We start from the raw sequence: 17774 nt of genomic DNA, 5'->3' as shown, positions 1-17774 counted from the left end.
TACGCGCCGCGAATCTTGAAGGAGAACACCGGCTGCAGGTCTTCGCGCTTGAGCAGCACCTGATTGCCCAGCCGTTCGGACAGCTGGCGAGCGCCGTGCAGCGGGGTTTCGATAGCCACGTCATAAACACGGGAGGTGAGGATCTTGCGAGCGTAATGATTGAGCAGATCGTACTGGCCTTGGCTCATCGCGTCGATCCCTCATACATGCGCAGCGCCGCAACAGGTGGCAGAGCGATAATCAGGTTCAGGAAGGCGCGAAGGGCGATAGAGCGAGGGATAACGATCATGTCTGACTCCTGGTTCAATAATGTTGCCCAGGAGACAGAAGAAACCCGCCTCCAGGGCGGGTTTTTGCAAACGTCGGCTAACCCGCCATGACTGGAATGACGGTAATAATAATCTGGCCGAGGTTTTGCTTGATGAGGTTCATGGCCCTGAGGTTAGGTCGACACGGGCCTGCAAGTCAATAGTGCCTGGCTGGCCGCGTATCGAGAGACGTGCTGAATCGGCGACGATCTTTTTCGTCTGTTTGATAGGGATCAACATTTTTATTTCACATTGGCACTTTAATGTTGATCTTGCGGTCAGTTATTTCAGCTTTAATTATCACCCATACTCAATCAGCCAAGAGGGCGAAGAAATGGACGAATACCAGGAAGAACTGCTTGAATACCGTGCATCGGAGCTGGACCCGGTAGAGCCTGCCGACGACGCTACCGAGTTATGAAAGGCTTCATGCGCTTTGGCGCTGGCTGCGGCGGAACTCTCCCGGAGTCTGTCCGTTCCAGCGTTTGAAGGCGCGTTGAAAGGCTTCGGCAGAAGCGAACCCCAGCAGGTAGGCGATCTCCCCGAACGCCAGTTCAGTGTCGCGAATATAAGTCATCGCCAGATCACGCCGCGTGTCATTGAGTACGGCGCGAAAGCATGTGCCTTCCTCGGCCAGCTTGCGTCGCAGTGTCCAGGTCGGCAGCTTGAGCCTTGCCGCCACCTCTTCCAGATCCGGTTCCCTGCCACCGTTCAATAGCGGCCCAAGCAGTTGAATGATGCGTTCACGCAAGCTGCGGGTACGGGTCTGCTGCTCCAGTTCGCCTTCGCATAATTGCAGCAGATGCCGCCAGGTACTCGGGCAGTGGTCAGGGTTGCGTAACGCAAGACAGCTCTGATCCAGGCGCAGTTGATTGGTGGCTGCGGCAAATATCACCGGGCTGTCGCTCAGGCTGGCATATTGCGCGGCGTAGTCAGGCGCATCGAATTCGATCTCGACACGTTGTGCACGTAGTCTGGTGCCCGCCAGTGTTGAGAGCTGAGCCAGCCAGCCAGCCAAAATCGAGTCCACAACAAAGCGGTTGTAAGCGTTATAGGGGCTGATTGAATAGAAGCGCATCCAGGCGCCTTGCGCATCCTCGTGAAAGCTTGACTGACCGCGATAGTTGGAGGCATACAATGGCTCGAAACGGATCAGCGTGCGGGCGGCCTCGCGCACTGTGGGAGCCTGGGCGGCGGTCACGCCCGCCAGACCTGCATGCGCTAAACGACTGAGCTGGCCCATGTGCAAGCCGAGCCCGGGCTGGCCGGTAAGCTGTATGGCAGCATGCCCCAGGCGCATGTAGCGTGGGATAGACAGTCGCGCACGCGCCTGACTCAGGCGGGCGGGGTCCAGACCGTACTGCTCGAGCAGCGGATCAGGATTCTTGCCTAAACGAGTGACCGCACCGGCCAGACTCTGGATGTAGCCCACCGACAGGTCACCAAGGCGCAGGGTCAAGGTCGGCATCGTCAAAGCCAGAGGTTGATCAGGCGGGCACCGCCAGCGGGGCCATTGTCAGACGACGGTTCGGCAATTGTCTGACCTGCGTGGCTGGCAAAACTTTGCCCGGCAACGCCCTGATTCCAGAATTGCCCGCGCATGAACACGCTGACCCCTGCCTGTGCACTGCTTTGCGCTGGACGGCCGATCAGGGTCAGGCGATGCCAGGCTTCGCCCTCGCTTGGATTGTCGGCTGCCATATCGATGCTTGAGTGCCGAGGCTTGCGCCACGGTTCGGACCAAGTGGCCTTGCCGATCACAAAGGCAGGCACCGCAATCAGCTGCGCACCGCTCTGATTCAAGCGTGCGTAATTGTCCGCGTACCAACTGTCGCTACCGATCAGCACGGCCAGACGCCCTGCGGGCGTGTCGAGCACATTCAATGGTGCGTCGCTCGCCGTGTGCACGTAGCGTTTCTGAAAACGGTCCGGATACAGCTGACGCTGAGGCTGGCCGAGCGGCTGGCCATCGCTGCCGAATGTCAGGCTGCTGTTGTACAGGCCGCCTTTACCGACTTTCAACTGACCGTTTTCAACGCTTGGTTCCGGCAGCACAATCGAGCCTGCCACCAGTGTTATGCCGAACTCTTTGGCCAGGCTGCCGAACAGTGCCTGGTAGTCGCGTGCCATCGATCGTGCCTTGAGGCGCAGATGGGCGTCATCCACACGGTCCCGGCCTTCGGCACTGAGCATCGCCGTGATGAATTGCAGCGGATTGCTCCAGGACAGCCAGTCCATCGCTTCATCGACTGTTGCTGCTTGATAAAGCTCATCCTTCTCGCCACTGGCGAACAGCCAGGTGCCGATATGCTCGGGGAGTACTACCACCGTTCTGTGGTTGATCAGCCCGTAATCGCGGGCCTGTTGCAGATAGGCGGCCAGCTTGCGGTGCAGTCGGTCAGTGTTCTGATAGTCCGTGGGGAACAGCTCCGGCTCGATGCCCAGCAGGTTTCCGCGTTCACTGGGCTCGCCTTCATTGATTGCCAGGCGAATGCGCAGATCAGACAGGTAGTGGCCCGCCGGACGTTGTCCGGTCCAGACTGCGTAACTGACAAGGCTGGCTACGCTCAGCAGGATCAGACAGATGGCGAAGAGTTTGCGCATAAAAAGGCCGGCTGGCTGCCATCAGGGAATTGTCGACTAGGGTAGGACGGCGTCAGGCGCTTGCCAAGTGCCGCTGCGCGTTTGGATCAATAACTTGTCACTTTCGGTCATTGAGTGTGGGGCTGGATGCGTCTTTACTGTTGCCCATGAGAGGACCCGCAGAGGTCCTTGTTTTCCCGTGATTGACTCGATGGAGCTTCGCCATGACTGCTGCTCATTACCCGCACCTGCTGGCCCCGCTGGACCTGGGCTTCACAACCTTGCGCAACCGGACCTTGATGGGCTCGATGCACACTGGTCTTGAAGAGCGGCCGGGTGGTTTCGAGCGCATGGCGGCTTATTTTGCCGAGCGGGCACGCGGCGGGGTCGGGTTGATGGTGACCGGCGGGATCGCGCCCAACGAAGAGGGTGGCGTCTACGACGGTGCGGCAAAACTCACCAATGCTGAAGAGGCGGAGCAGCATCGCATCGTTACCCGTGCGGTCCACGAGGCTGGCGGCAAGATCTGCCTGCAGATCCTGCATGCCGGTCGCTACGCCTATAGCCGCAAGCAGGTTGCGCCGAGTGCTATCCAGGCACCGATCAACCCGTTCACGCCGCGTGAGCTGGACGAAGAGGGCATCGAAAAGCAGATCGCTGATTTCGTGACCTGTTCCACGCTGGCCCGCAGTGCCGGGTATGACGGTGTCGAAATCATGGGTTCGGAAGGCTATTTCATCAATCAATTCCTCGCCGCACATACCAACCACCGCACCGATCGCTGGGGCGGCAGCTATGAAAACCGCATGCGCCTGGCGGTCGAGATCGTTACGCGGGTGCGTGAGGCGGTCGGTGCGGATTTCATCATTATCTTTCGACTGTCGATGCTGGATCTTGTGGAGGGTGGTAGCACCTGGGAAGAGATCGTCCAGCTGGCCAAGGCGGTCGAGCAGGCGGGTGCGACGCTGATCAACACCGGGATCGGTTGGCACGAGGCACGTATTCCGACCATCGCCACCAAGGTGCCGCGTGCAGCGTTCAGCAAGGTCACTGCCAAACTGCGTGGTTCGGTGAAGGTGCCGCTGATCACTACCAACCGCATCAATACTCCGGAAGTTGCCGAGCGTATCCTCAGCGAAGGCGACGCCGACATGGTCTCGATGGCTCGTCCTTTTCTGGCCGACCCGGAATTCGTCAACAAGGCTGCGGCGGGGCACGCTGAACGGATCAACACCTGCATCGGCTGTAATCAGGCCTGTCTTGACCACACCTTCGGCGGCAAGCTCACCAGTTGCCTGGTCAACCCGCGCGCCTGTCACGAGACCGAGCTCAACTACCTGCCCACCCGGCAGGTGAAGAAAATTGCCGTGGTGGGTGCCGGTCCTGCCGGTCTGGCTGCTGCAACCGTTGCTGCACAGCGCGGACATGAGGTGACGTTGTTCGATTCGGCCAGCGAAATCGGCGGCCAGTTCAATATCGCCAAGCGCGTGCCGGGCAAGGAAGAGTTTTCCGAGACGCTGCGTTACTTCCGCAATAAAGTGGAAGAAACCGGCGTGCAGTTGCGCCTCGGCACTCGCATAAAAGCTGAAGACTTGCTGGGGGCCGGCTTTGACGAGGTGATTCTGGCAACCGGCATCGCACCGCGCACTCCTGCCATCCCAGGTATCGATAACCAAAAAGTGCTCAGCTATCTGGATGTCATTTTGCAGCGCAAGCCGGTCGGGCGCAGCGTGGCAGTGATCGGCGCAGGCGGTATCGGTTTCGATGTGTCGGAATTTCTCGTGCATCAGGGCGTGGCCACCAGCCTGGATCGTGAGGCGTTCTGGAAGGAGTGGGGCATCGATACCATGCTTGAAGCGCGCGGCGGCGTGGCCGGGATCAAACCTGATGTGCACGCCCCGGCACGCCAGGTGTACCTGCTGCAACGCAAGAGCTCCAAGGTGGGCGACGGCCTGGGCAAGACCACCGGCTGGATTCACCGCACCGGGCTGAAAAACAAGCAGGTGCAGATGCTAAACAGTGTCCAGTACCTGAAAATCGACGATGCCGGGTTGCATATTCGCATTGGTGAAGACGGCGAGGAAAAGCTGCTGGCGGTAGATAACATTGTGATTTGCGCCGGGCAGGACCCGCTGCGCGAGCTGTATGACGATCTGGTCTCCGCCGGGCAAAGCGTGCATCTGATCGGCGGTGCAGACGTTGCCGCCGAGCTGGATGCCAAACGCGCTATCGATCAAGGTTCGCGTCTGGCCGCTGCGCTCTGATTGAGCTTGTCTGTAAACTGCGCGGATGATTGTTGACGCCCTTGACTGGCAGCCCACTGCTGCGCTGCAACGCTTGAACCTGCCCTGGCTGCAAGATGCCGGGGTCGAGGTGGCGATCCTGCGCCTGGACCTTATTGACTCGCTCATCAGCGGCAACAAATGGTTCAAGCTCAGCGAACACCTGACCCAGGCTGTCGAGGCGGGTGCAGAGGGATTGATCAGCCTGGGCGGCGCACACTCCAATCATCTCCATGCTCTGGCAGCAGCGGGCAGGCGCTTCGGTTTCCCGACGGTGGGACTGTTGCGTGGTCACGCCCAGCAGACGCCGACGGTACTGGACCTGCAAGCTTTTGGCATGCAATTGCATTGGCTGGGTTATGCGGGTTATCGAGCACGACATGCTGCGGATTTCTGGCTGCCCTGGCAGGCGCAATATACTGAGCTGTATCCGATTGCCGAAGGCGGTGGCGGGCTTGCCGGTGCGCTGGGCTGCGCAAGGTTGCGGGAGATGGTCGATAGCCAGCTCGGGCACCTTGGCTGGGACGATTATCACGGCTGGTGGCTGGCAGTCGGCACAGGCACAACGCTTGCCGGTTTGCTGTTGGCCGAGGCCGGCGCCCATCCGGTATATGGCGCGATGGCGGTGCCGGACGATCATGGCGTTGCTCAAAACATCGTGGCTGTGTTGAAAGAAGCCGCAGGGTCGCAGGTGAACGCCTCGCCGAACCTGCCCGCTGCCTGTGTACTGCTGGAGGCCAGCCGGGGCGGTTTCGCCAGAACCGATGCCGCGCTGCTCGACTTCATCGCCAGCAGCGAGGCGCATAGCGGCGTACCTCTGGAGCCCTTGTACACCGGCAAGGCTTTGCTGGCCCTGCACGATGAGGTGCTGGCCGGTCGGTTCAAGTCAGGCAGCCGTCTGGTCCTCGTCCATACCGGTGGCCTGCAGGGGCGGCGCGCGATGGGCCTGTAAGCCTTGTGGCAGAGCCTTTGGCATGAATTCTGCGCAGATCGGTGGCGAGACGTCGGCCATGACTACGTGGATGACACTTCTGGAGTGAGGCATCCGGGTCGCTGTCTCGATAATTGGTCCATTCCAGATCAATACGCTGAGGTCAGCCATGACAACTACCGCCGTAGAGCAAGTCGATCCTGCCACGCTGAAAAAGGTCATCGTCGCGGCGGCCATCGGCAACTTCGTCGAATGGTTCGATTTCGCCGTGTACGGCTTTCTGGCAACCACCATCGCGCTGCAGTTTTTCCCCAGCGGTGACAGCAGCGCCGCGTTGTTGAAAACCTTCGCCGTGTTTGCCGTGGCCTTCGCATTCCGGCCATTGGGCGGGATTTTCTTTGGCATGCTGGGTGACCGCATCGGGCGCAAGAAGACCCTGGCGATGACCATCCTGTTGATGGCAGGCGCGACCACACTGATCGGTCTGTTGCCGACGTATGCGGCGATTGGCGTGATGGCGCCGATTCTGCTGACCGTTATTCGTTGTGCGCAGGGTTTCTCGGCCGGTGGCGAGTATGCCGGGGCCTGCGCCTACCTCATGGAGCACGCGCCACGCACGCAGCGGGCCTGGTACGGCAGCTTTGTGCCGGTGTCGACGTTTTCCGCCTTCGCTGCCGCGGCAGTGGTGGCTTACGCGCTGGAGTCGTCACTGTCGACCGAAGCCATGGGCAGTTGGGGCTGGCGCCTGCCGTTTTTGATTGCAGCGCCCTTGGGTCTGGTCGGCTTGTACTTGCGCTGGAAGCTCGACGAAACTCCGGCCTTTCAGGCTGTCACGCAAGAGCACGCCGTGGCTCACTCGCCACTAAAGGACACCTTGCGCCATCATGCAGCTGCCATGTGTTGTCTGGGAGCGTTCGTGTCGTTGACGGCGCTGTCGTTCTATATGTTCACCACTTACTTTGCGACCTACCTGCAAGTGGCTGGCGGGTTGAGCAGGGCGACGGCGCTGCTGGTTTCGTTGATCGCACTGGCCTTCGCCGCTGCTCTCTGTCCGCTGGCCGGTGCCTATTCGGATCGGGTAGGCCGTCGGGTCACCATGGCAACGGCCTGTACTCTGTTGATGGTCGTGGTGTTTCCGTCATTCCTGATGGCCAGCTCCGGCTCGTTCATTGCCTCGATCATCGGGGTCATGCTGCTTGCTGTGGGCGCAGTGCTGTGCGGTGTAGTGACGGCAGCGCTGTTGTCGGAAACCTTCCCGACCCGCACCCGCTATACCGCCTCGGCAATCACCTACAACATGGCCTACACCCTGTTCGGCGGCACCGCGCCGCTGGTGGCGACCTGGCTGATCGGTGTCACGGGCAGCAACCTGTCGCCAGCGTTCTACCTCATTGCCGTAGCTGTATTGGCGATGGCTGGCGGCCTGGCCTTACCGGAGACCTCGAAAATCTCGCTGCATGATGTGCCCGTTGCAGGCGAAGAGCCGGTGATGGGGTCGATTGCCTGAGCGTCACGATCGGCATGCCATATAAATAGCAGCTGCCAATGCAGTGCGTTTCAACCGCGATGGCACTGGCGACGCAGAGTGCGACCTTAGTGACAGGGTGAAGGAATGACGAAGTCGGGCCGGAAACAGGAGCGAGGGCTTTGGTTACTATGGCCCCTCAAAGTAACTCGCCGAGGGGCGAAAAAGGTGACCTGAGTCGAACCCCAATCCACCTGACATCGCAGAACCGCTGTGCTCTCAGCCGCGTTCCCGCGCCATCAATTCAACAGCGCAGTCGTCTCGGGCACAAAGTCGAATGAGTTCAGACTGAAACCCTGCTCATCCACCTGCAACACCCAGCCCTGACGATCCCAGTCGCCCAGCACAATGCGTCTGGCTGCCTGATCGCCGATCTGCAACTTATGAATCGCGGGGCGATGAGTGTGGCCGTGGACCAGAGTACGCACGTCGAACTGCTGCATGATCCGCGGCACCTCGTCTGGCGTCACATCGACAATATCATTGGCCTTCATACGGGTTTGCGCACGGCTTTCATTGCGCAACTTGCGCGCCAGCTTGTGCCGGGTGCCCAGCGGCAAATGGCGCAGAATGAAAAGCGTCAGCGGATGGCGCAGATAACGGCGCATCCGGATATAACCTTCATCGCGGGTGCACAGGCTATCGCCATGCATCAACAGCACGCGCTCACCGTTCAACTGCACGACGCTCGGATCGCTCAACAGGGTGCAACCCGCTGCCTTGCAGAAACCCTTGCCGATCATGAAGTCGCGGTTGCCGTGCATCAGAAAAATTCGTGTGCCGCTGTCACTCAATGCGCGCAGGGCCTTGCAGATTGAAAGCTGAAACGGTGACATGGCGTCGTCACCGATCCAGACTTCAAAGAAATCCCCGAGGATATACAGCGCCTCGGCTTCGCGGGCGCGGCCCGCGAGCAGATCCAGAAACGCCCGGGTAATGTCCGGGCGCTCCTGTTCAAGGTGCAGATCGGAGATCAGCAGTATCACTCAACGATCTCGGCTTTCTCGATGATCACGTCTTCTGCAGGCACGTCCTGATGACCGGCTTTGCTGGTAGTCGCAACGCCCTTGATCTTGTCGACGACATCAGTGCCTTCGATCACTTCACCGAATACAGCGTAACCCCAGCCCTGAACGGTCTTGGCGCTGTGGTTCAGGAAGGCGTTGTCAGCCACGTTGATGAAGAACTGCGCAGAGGCCGAATGCGGCTCCATGGTGCGGGCCATGGCGACGCTGTACTTCTTGTTCGGCAGACCGTTGTCGGCTTCGTTCTGGATGCTTGGGCGCTTGTCTTTCTTTTCTTTCATGCCAGGCTCGAAACCGCCGCCCTGAACCATGAAGTTACCGATTACACGGTGGAAAACCGTGTTTTCGTAGTGGCCAGCGTTAACGTATTCGATGAAGTTGGCTACAGTCAGTGGCGCCTTTTCTGCGTTCAGTTGCAGAACGATGTCGCCGTGGTTGGTGGTCAGCTTTACTTTGGACATGTGGAAAGTCGCTCTATAGTCATGCATGAATGGGCACATTATGACCCTGACGCGCAGTTTACGGACGAGGTTACATTTTTCAGCGCTTTTGCAGCTTTTATGCCCTCAAATGTGCACTCTGTTGTCAGGGACTTGACAGCTTCGGCTATGATAAGCGCTTTGATTTAGTCGGCCTACCCTGGCCGCGCACGTATGTCCAAGGATCCTATGAGCAAGCCCACTCCAGAACCCGCTGCCCATTCCAAGGCAGGCCCAGCCGTACCGACCAATTTCCTGCGTCCAATCGTGCAGGCAGACCTGGACTCGGGCAAGCACAGTAAAATCATCACGCGTTTTCCGCCAGAGCCCAACGGTTACCTGCACATCGGTCACGCCAAGTCGATCTGCGTGAACTTCGGTCTGGCCAAGGAGTTCGGTGGCGATACGCACCTGCGTTTCGATGACACCAACCCGGCCAAGGAAGACCAGGAATACATCGACGCCATCATGAGCGACGTCAAGTGGCTGGGCTTCGAGTGGGCGGGCGAAGTGCGCTACGCCTCGCAGTATTTCGACCAGTTGCACGACTGGGCGGTCGAGCTGATCAAGGCAGGCAAGGCTTACGTTGACGATCTGACCCCCGAGCAGGCCCGCGAATACCGCGGCACCCTGACCGAGCCGGGCAAGAACAGTCCGTTCCGTGAGCGCAGCGTCGAGGACAACCTCGACCTGTTCGCGCGTATGAAGGCTGGTGAATTCGAAGATGGCGCTCGTGTACTGCGTGCCAAAATCGACATGGCCTCGCCGAACATGAACCTGCGTGACCCGATCATCTACCGCATTCGTCATGCGCATCACCATCAGACCGGCGACAAGTGGTGCATCTACCCGATCTATGACTTCACCCACGGTCAGTCGGATGCCCTTGAAGGCATCACCCACTCGATCTGCACCCTGGAGTTCGAAAGCCATCGTCCGCTGTACGACTGGTTCCTCGACAACCTGCCGGTGCCGTGCAAACCGCGTCAGTATGAGTTCTCGCGGCTGAACCTGAACTACACCATCACCAGCAAGCGCAAGCTCAAGCAACTGGTTGACGAGAAACACGTCAGTGGCTGGGATGACCCGCGCATGTCGACGCTGTCCGGTTTTCGTCGTCGTGGCTACACGCCGAAATCGATTCGCAATTTCTGCGATATGATCGGCACCAACCGCTCTGACGGGGTGGTCGATTTCGGTATGCTCGAATTCAGCATTCGCGACGACCTGGACCACAGCGCGCCGCGCGCCATGTGTGTGCTGCGCCCCCTGAAAGTGGTCATCACCAACTACCCGGAAGGCCAGGTCGAGAAGCTGGAACTGCCGCGCCATCCGAAAGAAGATCTGGGCATGCGCGAGCTGCCGTTTTCGCGGGAGATCTATATCGATCGCGACGATTACATGGAAGAGCCGCCAAAAGGCTACAAACGTCTTGAACCCAATGGTGAAGTACGTTTGCGTGGCAGCTATGTGATTCGCGCCGACGAAGCGATCAAGGACGCAGAGGGCAATATCGTCGAGCTGCGTTGCTCCTACGATCCGGACACCCTGGGCAAGAACCCTGAAGGCCGCAAGGTCAAGGGCGTTGTGCACTGGGTGCCAGCGGCCGAGAGCGTTGAATGCGAAGTGCGTCTGTATGACCGCCTGTTCCGCTCCGCCAACCCGGAAAAAGCCGAAGACGGCGCGAGCTTTCTGGACAATATCAACCCCGATTCCCTGCAAGTGCTGACCGGTTGTCGTGCTGAACCATCATTGGGACACGCGCAACCGGAAGACCGTTTCCAGTTCGAACGCGAAGGTTATTTCTGCGCGGACATCAAGGACTCGAAACCCGGTCAACCAGTCTTCAACCGCACGGTCACGTTGCGGGATTCCTGGACCTGAGATATGTCCGAGGGGCAGATAGTGCTTTCTATTTACAACACGCTCACCAAGAGCAAAGAAGTATTCAAACCGCTGGATGGCAACAAGGTGCGCATGTACGTCTGCGGGATGACCGTGTACGACTACTGCCATCTGGGCCATGGCCGCAGCATGGTGGCGTTCGATCTGGTGACTCGCTGGTTGCGCTTCAGCGGTTACGAGCTGACTTATGTGCGCAACATCACCGATATTGACGACAAGATCATCAATCGTGCGCGTGACAACGGTGAGTCGTTCGACGCGCTGACTGCGCGCATGATCGACGCCATGCACGAGGACGAGGCGCGCCTCAATATCCTCAAGCCGGACATGGAGCCGCGTGCCACCGATCACATCGCTGGCATGCACGCGATGATCCAGACCCTGATCGACAAGGGCTATGCCTACGCTCCGGGTAACGGCGACGTGTATTACCGTGTGGGCAAGTTTCAGGGCTACGGCAAGCTGTCGCGCAAGAAGATAGAAGACCTGCGCATCGGCGCGCGGATCGAAGTGGATGAGTCCAAGGAAGACCCACTGGACTTCGTGCTCTGGAAAGGCGTCAAGCCTGGCGAGCCGAGCTGGGAGTCGCCATGGGGCGCAGGGCGTCCGGGCTGGCATATCGAATGCTCGGTGATGTCGACCTGCTGCCTGGGTGACACCTTCGATATTCATGGTGGCGGCAGCGATCTGGAGTTTCCGCACCATGAAAACGAAATTGCCCAAAGCGAAGCGGCCACCGGCAAGACCTACGCCAATGCCTGGTTGCACTGCGGGATGATTCGCATCAATGGCGAGAAGATGTCCAAGTCCTTGAACAACTTCTTCACCATCCGCGACGTGCTGGAGAAATACCATCCGGAAGTGGTGCGTTACCTGCTGGTATCCAGCCACTACCGCAGCGCGATCAACTACTCCGAAGACAGCCTGCGTGAGTCGAAGGCGGCGCTGGAACGCTTCTATCACGCGCTCAAGGGGTTGCCGGTTGCCGAGCCTGCGGGTGGGGAGGCGTTCGTCGAGCGTTTCAGCACGGCGATGAATGATGATTTCGGCACGCCGGAAGCGTGTGCGGTACTGTTCGAAATGGTCCGTGAGATCAACCGCCTGCGTGAATCCGATGTCACCGCAGCGGCGGGTCTGGCGGCGCGCTTGAAGCAGTTGGCCAGTGTGCTGGGTGTTCTGCAGCTCGAAGCCGACGACTTTTTGCGTGCAGGCGCGGAAGGGCGGGTCGATGCAGCGCAAGTGGAAGCGCTGATTCAGGCACGTCTGGCTGCACGCGCGGCGAAGGACTGGGCCGAATCCGACCGGATTCGCGACCAGATCACCGCCATGGGCGTACTGCTGGAAGACGGCAAGGGCGGCACGACCTGGCGTCTGGCGGACTGATCAAATAAGGCGGCTAGTGACGCGGAACGTCACGAAGTGCATTCCCACGCGGAGCATGGGAATGAAATGACCCGGGAGACTATCGTGCCCGATCCTCGATGTGCGGTCTGCCGAAAGCCAAAAACTAGACAATCCGCTGTTCCCGCAACCGCTTGTACAGCGTGTTGCGGCTTACCCCCAGACGTTTTGCCAGCTGTGAAATATTTCCGCCAGCCGCTTGAAACAGTTGGCTCAGGTCTTCTGTCGTGTGAAGGCGCACAGTGGATTCCTGAGTTTTCACCGGCTCTCGGCAGTCCTCATCCATGCCCATATCCAGCAGAAAATCCTCCGGCAGGTGCTCGGTACTGATCGGCTGTTCATCTGCCAAAGCCAGCGCCACCTGAATCACGCTGTTGAGCTGACGAATGTTGCCCGGCCATGGGTGATGTTCGAATAGCTCGAGAACCTCTCTGGAAAACCCTGCCCGTTGATGAGCGTCGCGATGCCGCTCCCAAATACGCTGGATGAGTGCATGTTTGTCGGTGCGCTCGCGCAACGGCGGCAACTCGATGTTGAGCCCACTGATTCGATAATAAAGGTCCTGGCGAAAGTGCCCCGTCTGAACCTGATCGCGCAGGCTGCGATTGGTGGCTGAAATCAGGCGTATGTCTACCGGATATAATTCACTGCTGCCCAACGGCTGAACGCAGCGCTCTTGAAGCACACGCAGCAATCGCGCCTGTACCGGCAGGGGCATGTCACCGACTTCATCCAGAAACAGCGTGCCTTTGTCAGCTTTGCGAATCAGGCCAATGCTGCCTTTTTGACTGGCACCGGTGAACGCCCCTCTTTCATAGCCAAATAGCTCGGCCTCGACCAGTTCGGCCGGGATCGCCGCGCAGTTGACAGCGATCAGCGGCTGAGTGGTGCGAGTACTGGCTTGATGCAGGGCTTTGACAAACACTTCCTTGCCGACCCCGGTTTCCCCGTGGATCAGCAGCGGGATGTCTTTTTCCAGCAGCCGCTGCGCCTGATTCACGGCTTTCCCGATTTTTGCATCACCCAGGCTGATCGCCTCCAGATCCAGGCTCCGCGGCGCGACAGGTGCCTGAGCCGGTTGGACGCTGTGCAGCTTCAGCGGCTTGCGGGTCGGACGCTTGAGCAGACATTGAAAGCGATTGTTGCCAAACGCGTGCAGCGCAAACGGCCGCGCTTCTGTCTCGCTGAGCAGTTGCAGGATCGGGCATTTGAACAACGTTTCGATACTGGCACCGGACGGCGTCGTCCCCAACAAATTGTCAGCGCGTCGATTGGCGCAAAGGATCTGGCCGCTTTCGTCAAAAATCAGCAGGCCTGCCCATTGGCTGTCGAGATTGTTCAGGCCCGTATTGAAGATCAACTGATAGTGGGAGTCGCGGAACTGATCGAGGATCAGTCGGTTTTCCACCGACTGGCTCATCATCTTGACCATACCCAGGGTATGCGAGGGGGGCAGGAAACTGTCACTGGATACATCCAGCACGGCAATGATCCGCCGATCGGCATCGAAGATCGGTGAAGCTGAACCGGTCATGAAGCGATTCGCCTTGAGGAAGTGCTCGTCCGGTTCAATGTGAATGGCCTGCTCACAGGCCAGTGCTGTGCCGATGGCATTGGTGCCGGTGCCCCGTTCGCTCCAGCTGGCGCCAGCCATGAAGCCCTGTGCCTGAGAAGACTCGACGAAGCGTTGCGCGCCCCAGGATTTGAGCAACTGGCCTTGAGGGTCGGCCAGCAGAATCAGGCAATTGGAGTTGCTCAGAATGTTTTCATAAACCGGCAGGACTTCCTGATGGGTGGTCTGCACCAGCCCGTGATGGCGCTCCAGCAGCCTGGAAACCTCAGCGCCCGGCAGTTGGCCGAATGAAGGGCGCGTCTGATGGCTGAGACCGAAATCCCGGCAGCGCCTCCATGAATCCTGAATGATGATGTCGTGAACGAGCGAAGCGCTGGATTGAGACATGAGGATGCCTGCGAATATGACGTGTTGTTTTTGTTTTTAGGTCCCGTCGGCGTGACCATCCTTGCCCGCAACGTCCGTCCAGTGTCGTTCAGTTTTGTTCAAAGTCAATGTTCATTTTGTTCAAGTGTTCAGTGTTTACTGTTCATTATTGTTCAGCTGTGAAAGCGCTTTTGCCCCATGAATACAGGGGAAGGCTCTGTTTCGCGGCTCGCAAGCAGTCTGGCCGAGCTGGCACGAATGTCGCTATCTGCAAACAGTCACGCATTCACCCTTAAGAAAAAAACAACAAAGGGCACGCCATGTCTCTCACGCTGGAGCACGTCAGTCGCGCGGTCGATGGTCAGGTCTGGATCGACGACGCTTCCCTGAGCTTTGAGCCAGGATCTTTCAACGTTCTGCTGGGGCGAACCCTGTCCGGCAAAACCAGCCTGATGCGCCTGATGGCCGGGCTGGACAAGCCTGACAGCGGGCGGGTGCTGATGAACGGGGTCGACGTTACAAATCGACCGGTTCGTCTGCGCAACGTCTCGATGGTTTATCAGCAGTTCATCAATTACCCAAGCATGACGGTGTTCGAAAACATCGCCTCGCCGCTGCGTCAGGCCGGTCTGTCCAAGGATGTTATCCACAGCCGTGTGCAGGAAACCGCGAAGATGCTGCGCATCGAAAAATTCCTGCAACGCCATCCCCTCGAACTGTCCGGTGGGCAGCAGCAGCGCACCGCTATGGCCAGAGCGCTGGTCAAGGACGCCGAGTTGATCCTGTTCGACGAGCCGTTGGTCAACCTTGATTACAAGCTGCGTGAAGAGCTGCGTCAGGAAATGCGCGAGCTGTTTGCAGCCCGCCATACCATTGCCATCTATGCCACTACCGAGCCCAATGAAGCGCTGGCGCTGGGTGGCACCACCACCATTCTGCATGAAGGGCGGGTGGTGCAGAGCGGCAAGACTCCCGAGGTCTATCACCGGCCGAGCACGGTATTGGCGGCCGAGCTGTTCTCTGAACCGCCGATCAACCTGATGCCGGGTCGAATAGACGGCAATGAGGTCAGCTTCGCCAACTTTGTGCATTTCCCGCTCAACGTCGACCTGCGGGCCGTCGGGGATGGTGAGTACCGCTTTGGTGTGCGCCCCAGCCATTTGAGCCTTGTGCCTTCCAACGATGATGATCTGGAGCTGGCGGTCACCGTCGAGCTGGCAGAAATCAGCGGCTCGGAAACCTTTCTGCATGTGCGCAACGAGCTGTTTTCACTGGTTTTGCACCTGCCGGGCGTGCATGCCTACGACGTTGACGCATCGATTCGGGTGTACATCCCGACTCACAAATTATTTGTATTCGATCAGCAGGGCGGCCTGATTCAGGCGCCGGGCCTGCGCATGGCGAGGGTTGCCTGATGGCCGAGATCCGCTTGCAGAACCTGGCGCACAGTTACAGCGCCACGCCTGGTCCTGACGATTATGCAATTCGCGAGATGAGCCACATCTGGGAGCAGGGCGGGGCTTACGCGCTGCTCGGGCCGTCCGGCTGCGGCAAGTCCACCTTGCTCAATATCATTTCGGGGCTGCTCAGTCCCTCTCAAGGGCAAGTGCTGTTCGACTCGAAAGTGGTCAATGAGCTGCCCCCGGAGCGTCGCAACATCGCTCAGGTTTTCCAGTTTCCAGTGATCTACGACACCATGACCGTGTTCGATAACCTGGCCTTTCCGTTGCGCAATCAGGGCCTGGACGAGGCGCGGATTCTCATCAAGGTCAATGAAATTGCCGATGTCCTGGACCTGCAGCCGCTGCTGAAAAAGAAAGCGCGCAACCTCAGCGCGGACGAAAAGCAGAAAGTCTCCATGGGTCGCGGGCTGGTGCGCGATGACGTGTCGGCGATCCTCTTCGACGAACCGCTGACCGTGATTGACCCGCACCTGAAGTGGAAGCTGCGGCGCAAGCTCAAGCAGATCCACGAGCAGTTCAATATCACCATGGTTTACGTCACCCACGATCAACTGGAGGCGTCGACTTTCGCCGACAAGATCGCCGTGATGTATGGCGGACAGATTGTGCAGTTTGGCACGCCGCGGGAGCTGTTTGAAAAGCCTTCGCACACCTTTGTCGGCTATTTCATCGGCAGCCCTGGCATGAACCTGATTGAAGTTACGCCTCAACCGGGCGGTGTCGGTTTTGCCGACATTCATCTGCCGCTGCCTGAGTCGTTGCAGCAAAAGCTTGCCAGTACACCGTGGAAAAGCCTGAAAGTGGGCATTCGTCCAGAGTTCGTGCATGTCTGGGACGGGCCTTACGACGATGCGATGTGCGCCGACGTGACCTATGTGGAAGACCTCGGTACCTACAAGATCATTACCCTGAAACTGGCCGGGCAACTGCTCAAGGTTCGTTTGCAGGAAGACAAACCGGTGCCGCACGGCCAGGCCTGGATCAGCTTTCCAGGGCAATGGCTGATGCTCTATGCCGACGATTACCTGCTTGAAGCCGGCCCGGCCAGTGAGGTGTCCCATGCGTAAGGTGCAGAACAACAAAGCCTGGTGGCTGGTGATGCCGGTGTTTTTGCTGGTGGCATTCAGCGCGATTATCCCGATGATGACTGTGGTCAACTACTCGGTGCAGGACATCTTCGACCAGTCCAGCCGCTATTTTGTTGGTACTGACTGGTTCCGTCAGGTCTTGCAGGACCCGCGCCTGCACGATTCGCTGCTGCGCCAGTTCATTTACTCGGGTTGTGTACTGCTGATCGAGATCCCGCTGGGTATCGCGATTGCCCTGACCATGCCCACCAAAGGCCGCTGGTCTTCGCTGTGCCTGATTGTGATGACCATTCCGTTGCTGATTCCGTGGAACGTGGTCGGTACCATCTGGCAGATCTTCGGCCGTGGCGATATCGGCTTGCTGGGTTACACGTTGAACAACGTGCTGGGCATCAACTACAACTACGCCGCCAATGCTTCGGATGCCTGGGTGACAGTGCTGGTCATCGACGTCTGGCACTGGACTTCGCTGGTGGCTTTGCTGTGCTATTCAGGGCTGCGAGCCATTCCGGATGTCTACTATCAGGCGGCGCGGATTGATCGTGCCTCCGGCTGGGCCATCTTTCGGCACATCCAGCTGCCGAAGATGAAAAGCGTGCTGCTGATCGCGGTAATGCTGCGCTTCATGGACAGCTTCATGATCTACACCGAGCCGTTCGTGCTCACCGGTGGCGGTCCTGGCAACTCCACCACCTTCCTCAGTCAGACCCTGACCACCATGGCGCTCGGGCAGTTCGACCTGGGGCCTGCGGCGGCGTTCTCGCTGGTGTACTTCCTGATCATTCTGTTGGTGTCATGGGTGTTCTACACCGCCATGACTCACAGCGAAAAGAATTGAGGGGCTG

15 protein-coding genes are annotated in these 17774 nt (G+C 58.9%); 9 read left to right on the top strand and 6 right to left on the bottom strand.

Annotated elements, in window-relative coordinates; all coding sequences use genetic code 11:
• On the bottom strand, nucleotides 1–188 hold a 188-nt coding region (locus RYC18_RS23195), incomplete at its 3' end, for a pyridoxal-phosphate dependent enzyme (RefSeq protein WP_410478383.1).
• A gap of 121 nt (nucleotides 189–309) precedes the next feature.
• On the opposite strand from RYC18_RS23195, the gene RYC18_RS23190 reads away from it, so the two are divergent.
• A complete protein-coding gene (locus RYC18_RS23190) occupies nucleotides 310–729 on the top strand; it encodes a hypothetical protein (RefSeq protein ID WP_010208991.1) in 420 nt (139 codons plus the stop codon).
• 6 nt (nucleotides 730–735) lie between these two features.
• Here RYC18_RS23190 and RYC18_RS23185 read toward each other — a convergent pair whose 3' ends face one another.
• Nucleotides 736–1776, bottom strand: a complete 1041-nt coding sequence (locus tag RYC18_RS23185; protein ID WP_005733179.1) for an AraC family transcriptional regulator — start codon at nucleotides 1774–1776, stop codon at nucleotides 736–738.
• A gap of 2 nt (nucleotides 1777–1778) precedes the next feature.
• Complete coding sequence (locus RYC18_RS23180) at nucleotides 1779–2912, bottom strand: nitrilase-related carbon-nitrogen hydrolase (RefSeq protein WP_316886892.1); 1134 nt, start codon at nucleotides 2910–2912, stop codon at nucleotides 1779–1781.
• A gap of 203 nt (nucleotides 2913–3115) precedes the next feature.
• On the opposite strand from RYC18_RS23180, the gene RYC18_RS23175 reads away from it, so the two are divergent.
• The 3 genes from RYC18_RS23175 to RYC18_RS23165 all read left to right on the top strand — a co-directional run bounded on the left by RYC18_RS23175 (nucleotide 3116) and on the right by RYC18_RS23165 (nucleotide 7611).
• Nucleotides 3116–5155: an NADPH-dependent 2,4-dienoyl-CoA reductase gene (locus RYC18_RS23175; protein ID WP_058408484.1), complete on the top strand. Its 2040-nt coding sequence runs from the start codon at nucleotides 3116–3118 to the stop codon at nucleotides 5153–5155.
• Between the two features lie 25 nt (nucleotides 5156–5180).
• Nucleotides 5181–6125, top strand: a complete 945-nt coding sequence (locus RYC18_RS23170; protein WP_316886891.1) for a 1-aminocyclopropane-1-carboxylate deaminase/D-cysteine desulfhydrase — start codon at nucleotides 5181–5183, stop codon at nucleotides 6123–6125.
• Nucleotides 6126–6273: 148 nt separating this feature from the next.
• Entirely contained in the window at nucleotides 6274–7611 is a 1338-nt protein-coding gene (locus RYC18_RS23165; protein ID WP_044321928.1) for an MFS transporter, read from the top strand.
• Nucleotides 7612–7868: 257 nt separating this feature from the next.
• Here the strand turns inward: RYC18_RS23165 and lpxH are convergent, their stop codons facing one another.
• Both lpxH and RYC18_RS23155 read right to left on the bottom strand, forming a co-directional pair.
• Nucleotides 7869–8615: a UDP-2,3-diacylglucosamine diphosphatase gene (gene lpxH, locus RYC18_RS23160; RefSeq protein WP_005733173.1), complete on the bottom strand. Its 747-nt coding sequence runs from the start codon at nucleotides 8613–8615 to the stop codon at nucleotides 7869–7871.
• Nucleotides 8612–9115, bottom strand: a complete 504-nt coding sequence (locus tag RYC18_RS23155; RefSeq protein WP_004661308.1) for a peptidylprolyl isomerase — start codon at nucleotides 9113–9115, stop codon at nucleotides 8612–8614. Before RYC18_RS23155 ends, lpxH begins: the two co-directional genes overlap by 4 nt.
• A 207-nt stretch (nucleotides 9116–9322) precedes the next feature.
• Between RYC18_RS23155 and RYC18_RS23150 the strand changes: the two genes are divergently transcribed.
• Together RYC18_RS23150 and cysS are read left to right on the top strand one after the other, a co-directional pair.
• Nucleotides 9323–11017 (top strand): glutamine--tRNA ligase/YqeY domain fusion protein, encoded by a 1695-nt coding sequence (locus tag RYC18_RS23150; RefSeq protein ID WP_316886890.1) that lies wholly within the window; start codon nucleotides 9323–9325, stop codon nucleotides 11015–11017.
• A 21-nt stretch (nucleotides 11018–11038) separates the two neighbouring features.
• Entirely contained in the window at nucleotides 11039–12421 is a 1383-nt protein-coding gene (gene cysS / locus RYC18_RS23145; protein ID WP_011168154.1) for a cysteine--tRNA ligase, read from the top strand.
• A gap of 124 nt (nucleotides 12422–12545) precedes the next feature.
• Here the strand turns inward: cysS and RYC18_RS23140 are convergent, their stop codons facing one another.
• Nucleotides 12546–14399 (bottom strand): sigma-54-dependent Fis family transcriptional regulator, encoded by a 1854-nt coding sequence (locus RYC18_RS23140; RefSeq protein WP_316886889.1) that lies wholly within the window; start codon nucleotides 14397–14399, stop codon nucleotides 12546–12548.
• A gap of 299 nt (nucleotides 14400–14698) precedes the next feature.
• Between RYC18_RS23140 and RYC18_RS23135 the strand changes: the two genes are divergently transcribed.
• From RYC18_RS23135 to RYC18_RS23125, 3 genes are read left to right on the top strand one after another with little or no spacing between them, the layout of a single operon-like run.
• Complete coding sequence (locus tag RYC18_RS23135) at nucleotides 14699–15793, top strand: ABC transporter ATP-binding protein (RefSeq protein ID WP_002552727.1); 1095 nt, start codon at nucleotides 14699–14701, stop codon at nucleotides 15791–15793.
• Nucleotides 15793–16908 carry an ABC transporter ATP-binding protein gene (locus tag RYC18_RS23130; protein WP_316886888.1) on the top strand — a complete coding sequence of 372 codons (1116 nt, stop codon included), beginning with the start codon at nucleotides 15793–15795 and terminating at the stop codon, nucleotides 16906–16908. The genes RYC18_RS23135 and RYC18_RS23130 overlap by 1 nt, the downstream gene beginning before the upstream one ends.
• Complete coding sequence (locus tag RYC18_RS23125) at nucleotides 16901–17767, top strand: carbohydrate ABC transporter permease (RefSeq protein WP_002552729.1); 867 nt, start codon at nucleotides 16901–16903, stop codon at nucleotides 17765–17767. Before RYC18_RS23130 ends, RYC18_RS23125 begins: the two co-directional genes overlap by 8 nt.
• Nucleotides 17768–17774: the final 7 nt, after the last annotated feature.

It is taken from the genome of Pseudomonas syringae group sp. 247E2, from assembly GCF_032587795.1.
GTDB lineage: Bacteria > Pseudomonadota > Gammaproteobacteria > Pseudomonadales > Pseudomonadaceae > Aquipseudomonas > Aquipseudomonas amygdali.
This window is presented reverse-complemented; position numbering and strand designations above follow the sequence as displayed.

Bases quoted from the DNA above. Each gene is read 5' to 3' on its own strand.
- RYC18_RS23190 (WP_010208991.1), top strand. From the start codon at position 310: ATGTTGCCCAGGAGACAGAAGAAACCCGCCTCCAGGGCGGGTTTTTGC.
- RYC18_RS23185 (WP_005733179.1), bottom strand. From the start codon at position 1,776: ATGCCGACCTTGACCCTGCGCCTTGGTGACCTGTCGGTGGGCTACATC.
- RYC18_RS23180 (WP_316886892.1), bottom strand. From the start codon at position 2,912: ATGCGCAAACTCTTCGCCATCTGTCTGATCCTGCTGAGCGTAGCCAGC.
- RYC18_RS23175 (WP_058408484.1), top strand. From the start codon at position 3,116: ATGACTGCTGCTCATTACCCGCACCTGCTGGCCCCGCTGGACCTGGGC.
- RYC18_RS23170 (WP_316886891.1), top strand. From the start codon at position 5,181: ATGATTGTTGACGCCCTTGACTGGCAGCCCACTGCTGCGCTGCAACGC.
- RYC18_RS23165 (WP_044321928.1), top strand. From the start codon at position 6,274: ATGACAACTACCGCCGTAGAGCAAGTCGATCCTGCCACGCTGAAAAAG.
- RYC18_RS23155 (WP_004661308.1), bottom strand. From the start codon at position 9,115: ATGTCCAAAGTAAAGCTGACCACCAACCACGGCGACATCGTTCTGCAA.
- RYC18_RS23150 (WP_316886890.1), top strand. From the start codon at position 9,323: ATGAGCAAGCCCACTCCAGAACCCGCTGCCCATTCCAAGGCAGGCCCA.
- RYC18_RS23140 (WP_316886889.1), bottom strand. From the start codon at position 14,399: ATGTCTCAATCCAGCGCTTCGCTCGTTCACGACATCATCATTCAGGAT.
- RYC18_RS23135 (WP_002552727.1), top strand. From the start codon at position 14,699: ATGTCTCTCACGCTGGAGCACGTCAGTCGCGCGGTCGATGGTCAGGTC.
- RYC18_RS23130 (WP_316886888.1), top strand. From the start codon at position 15,793: ATGGCCGAGATCCGCTTGCAGAACCTGGCGCACAGTTACAGCGCCACG.
- RYC18_RS23125 (WP_002552729.1), top strand. From the start codon at position 16,901: ATGCGTAAGGTGCAGAACAACAAAGCCTGGTGGCTGGTGATGCCGGTG.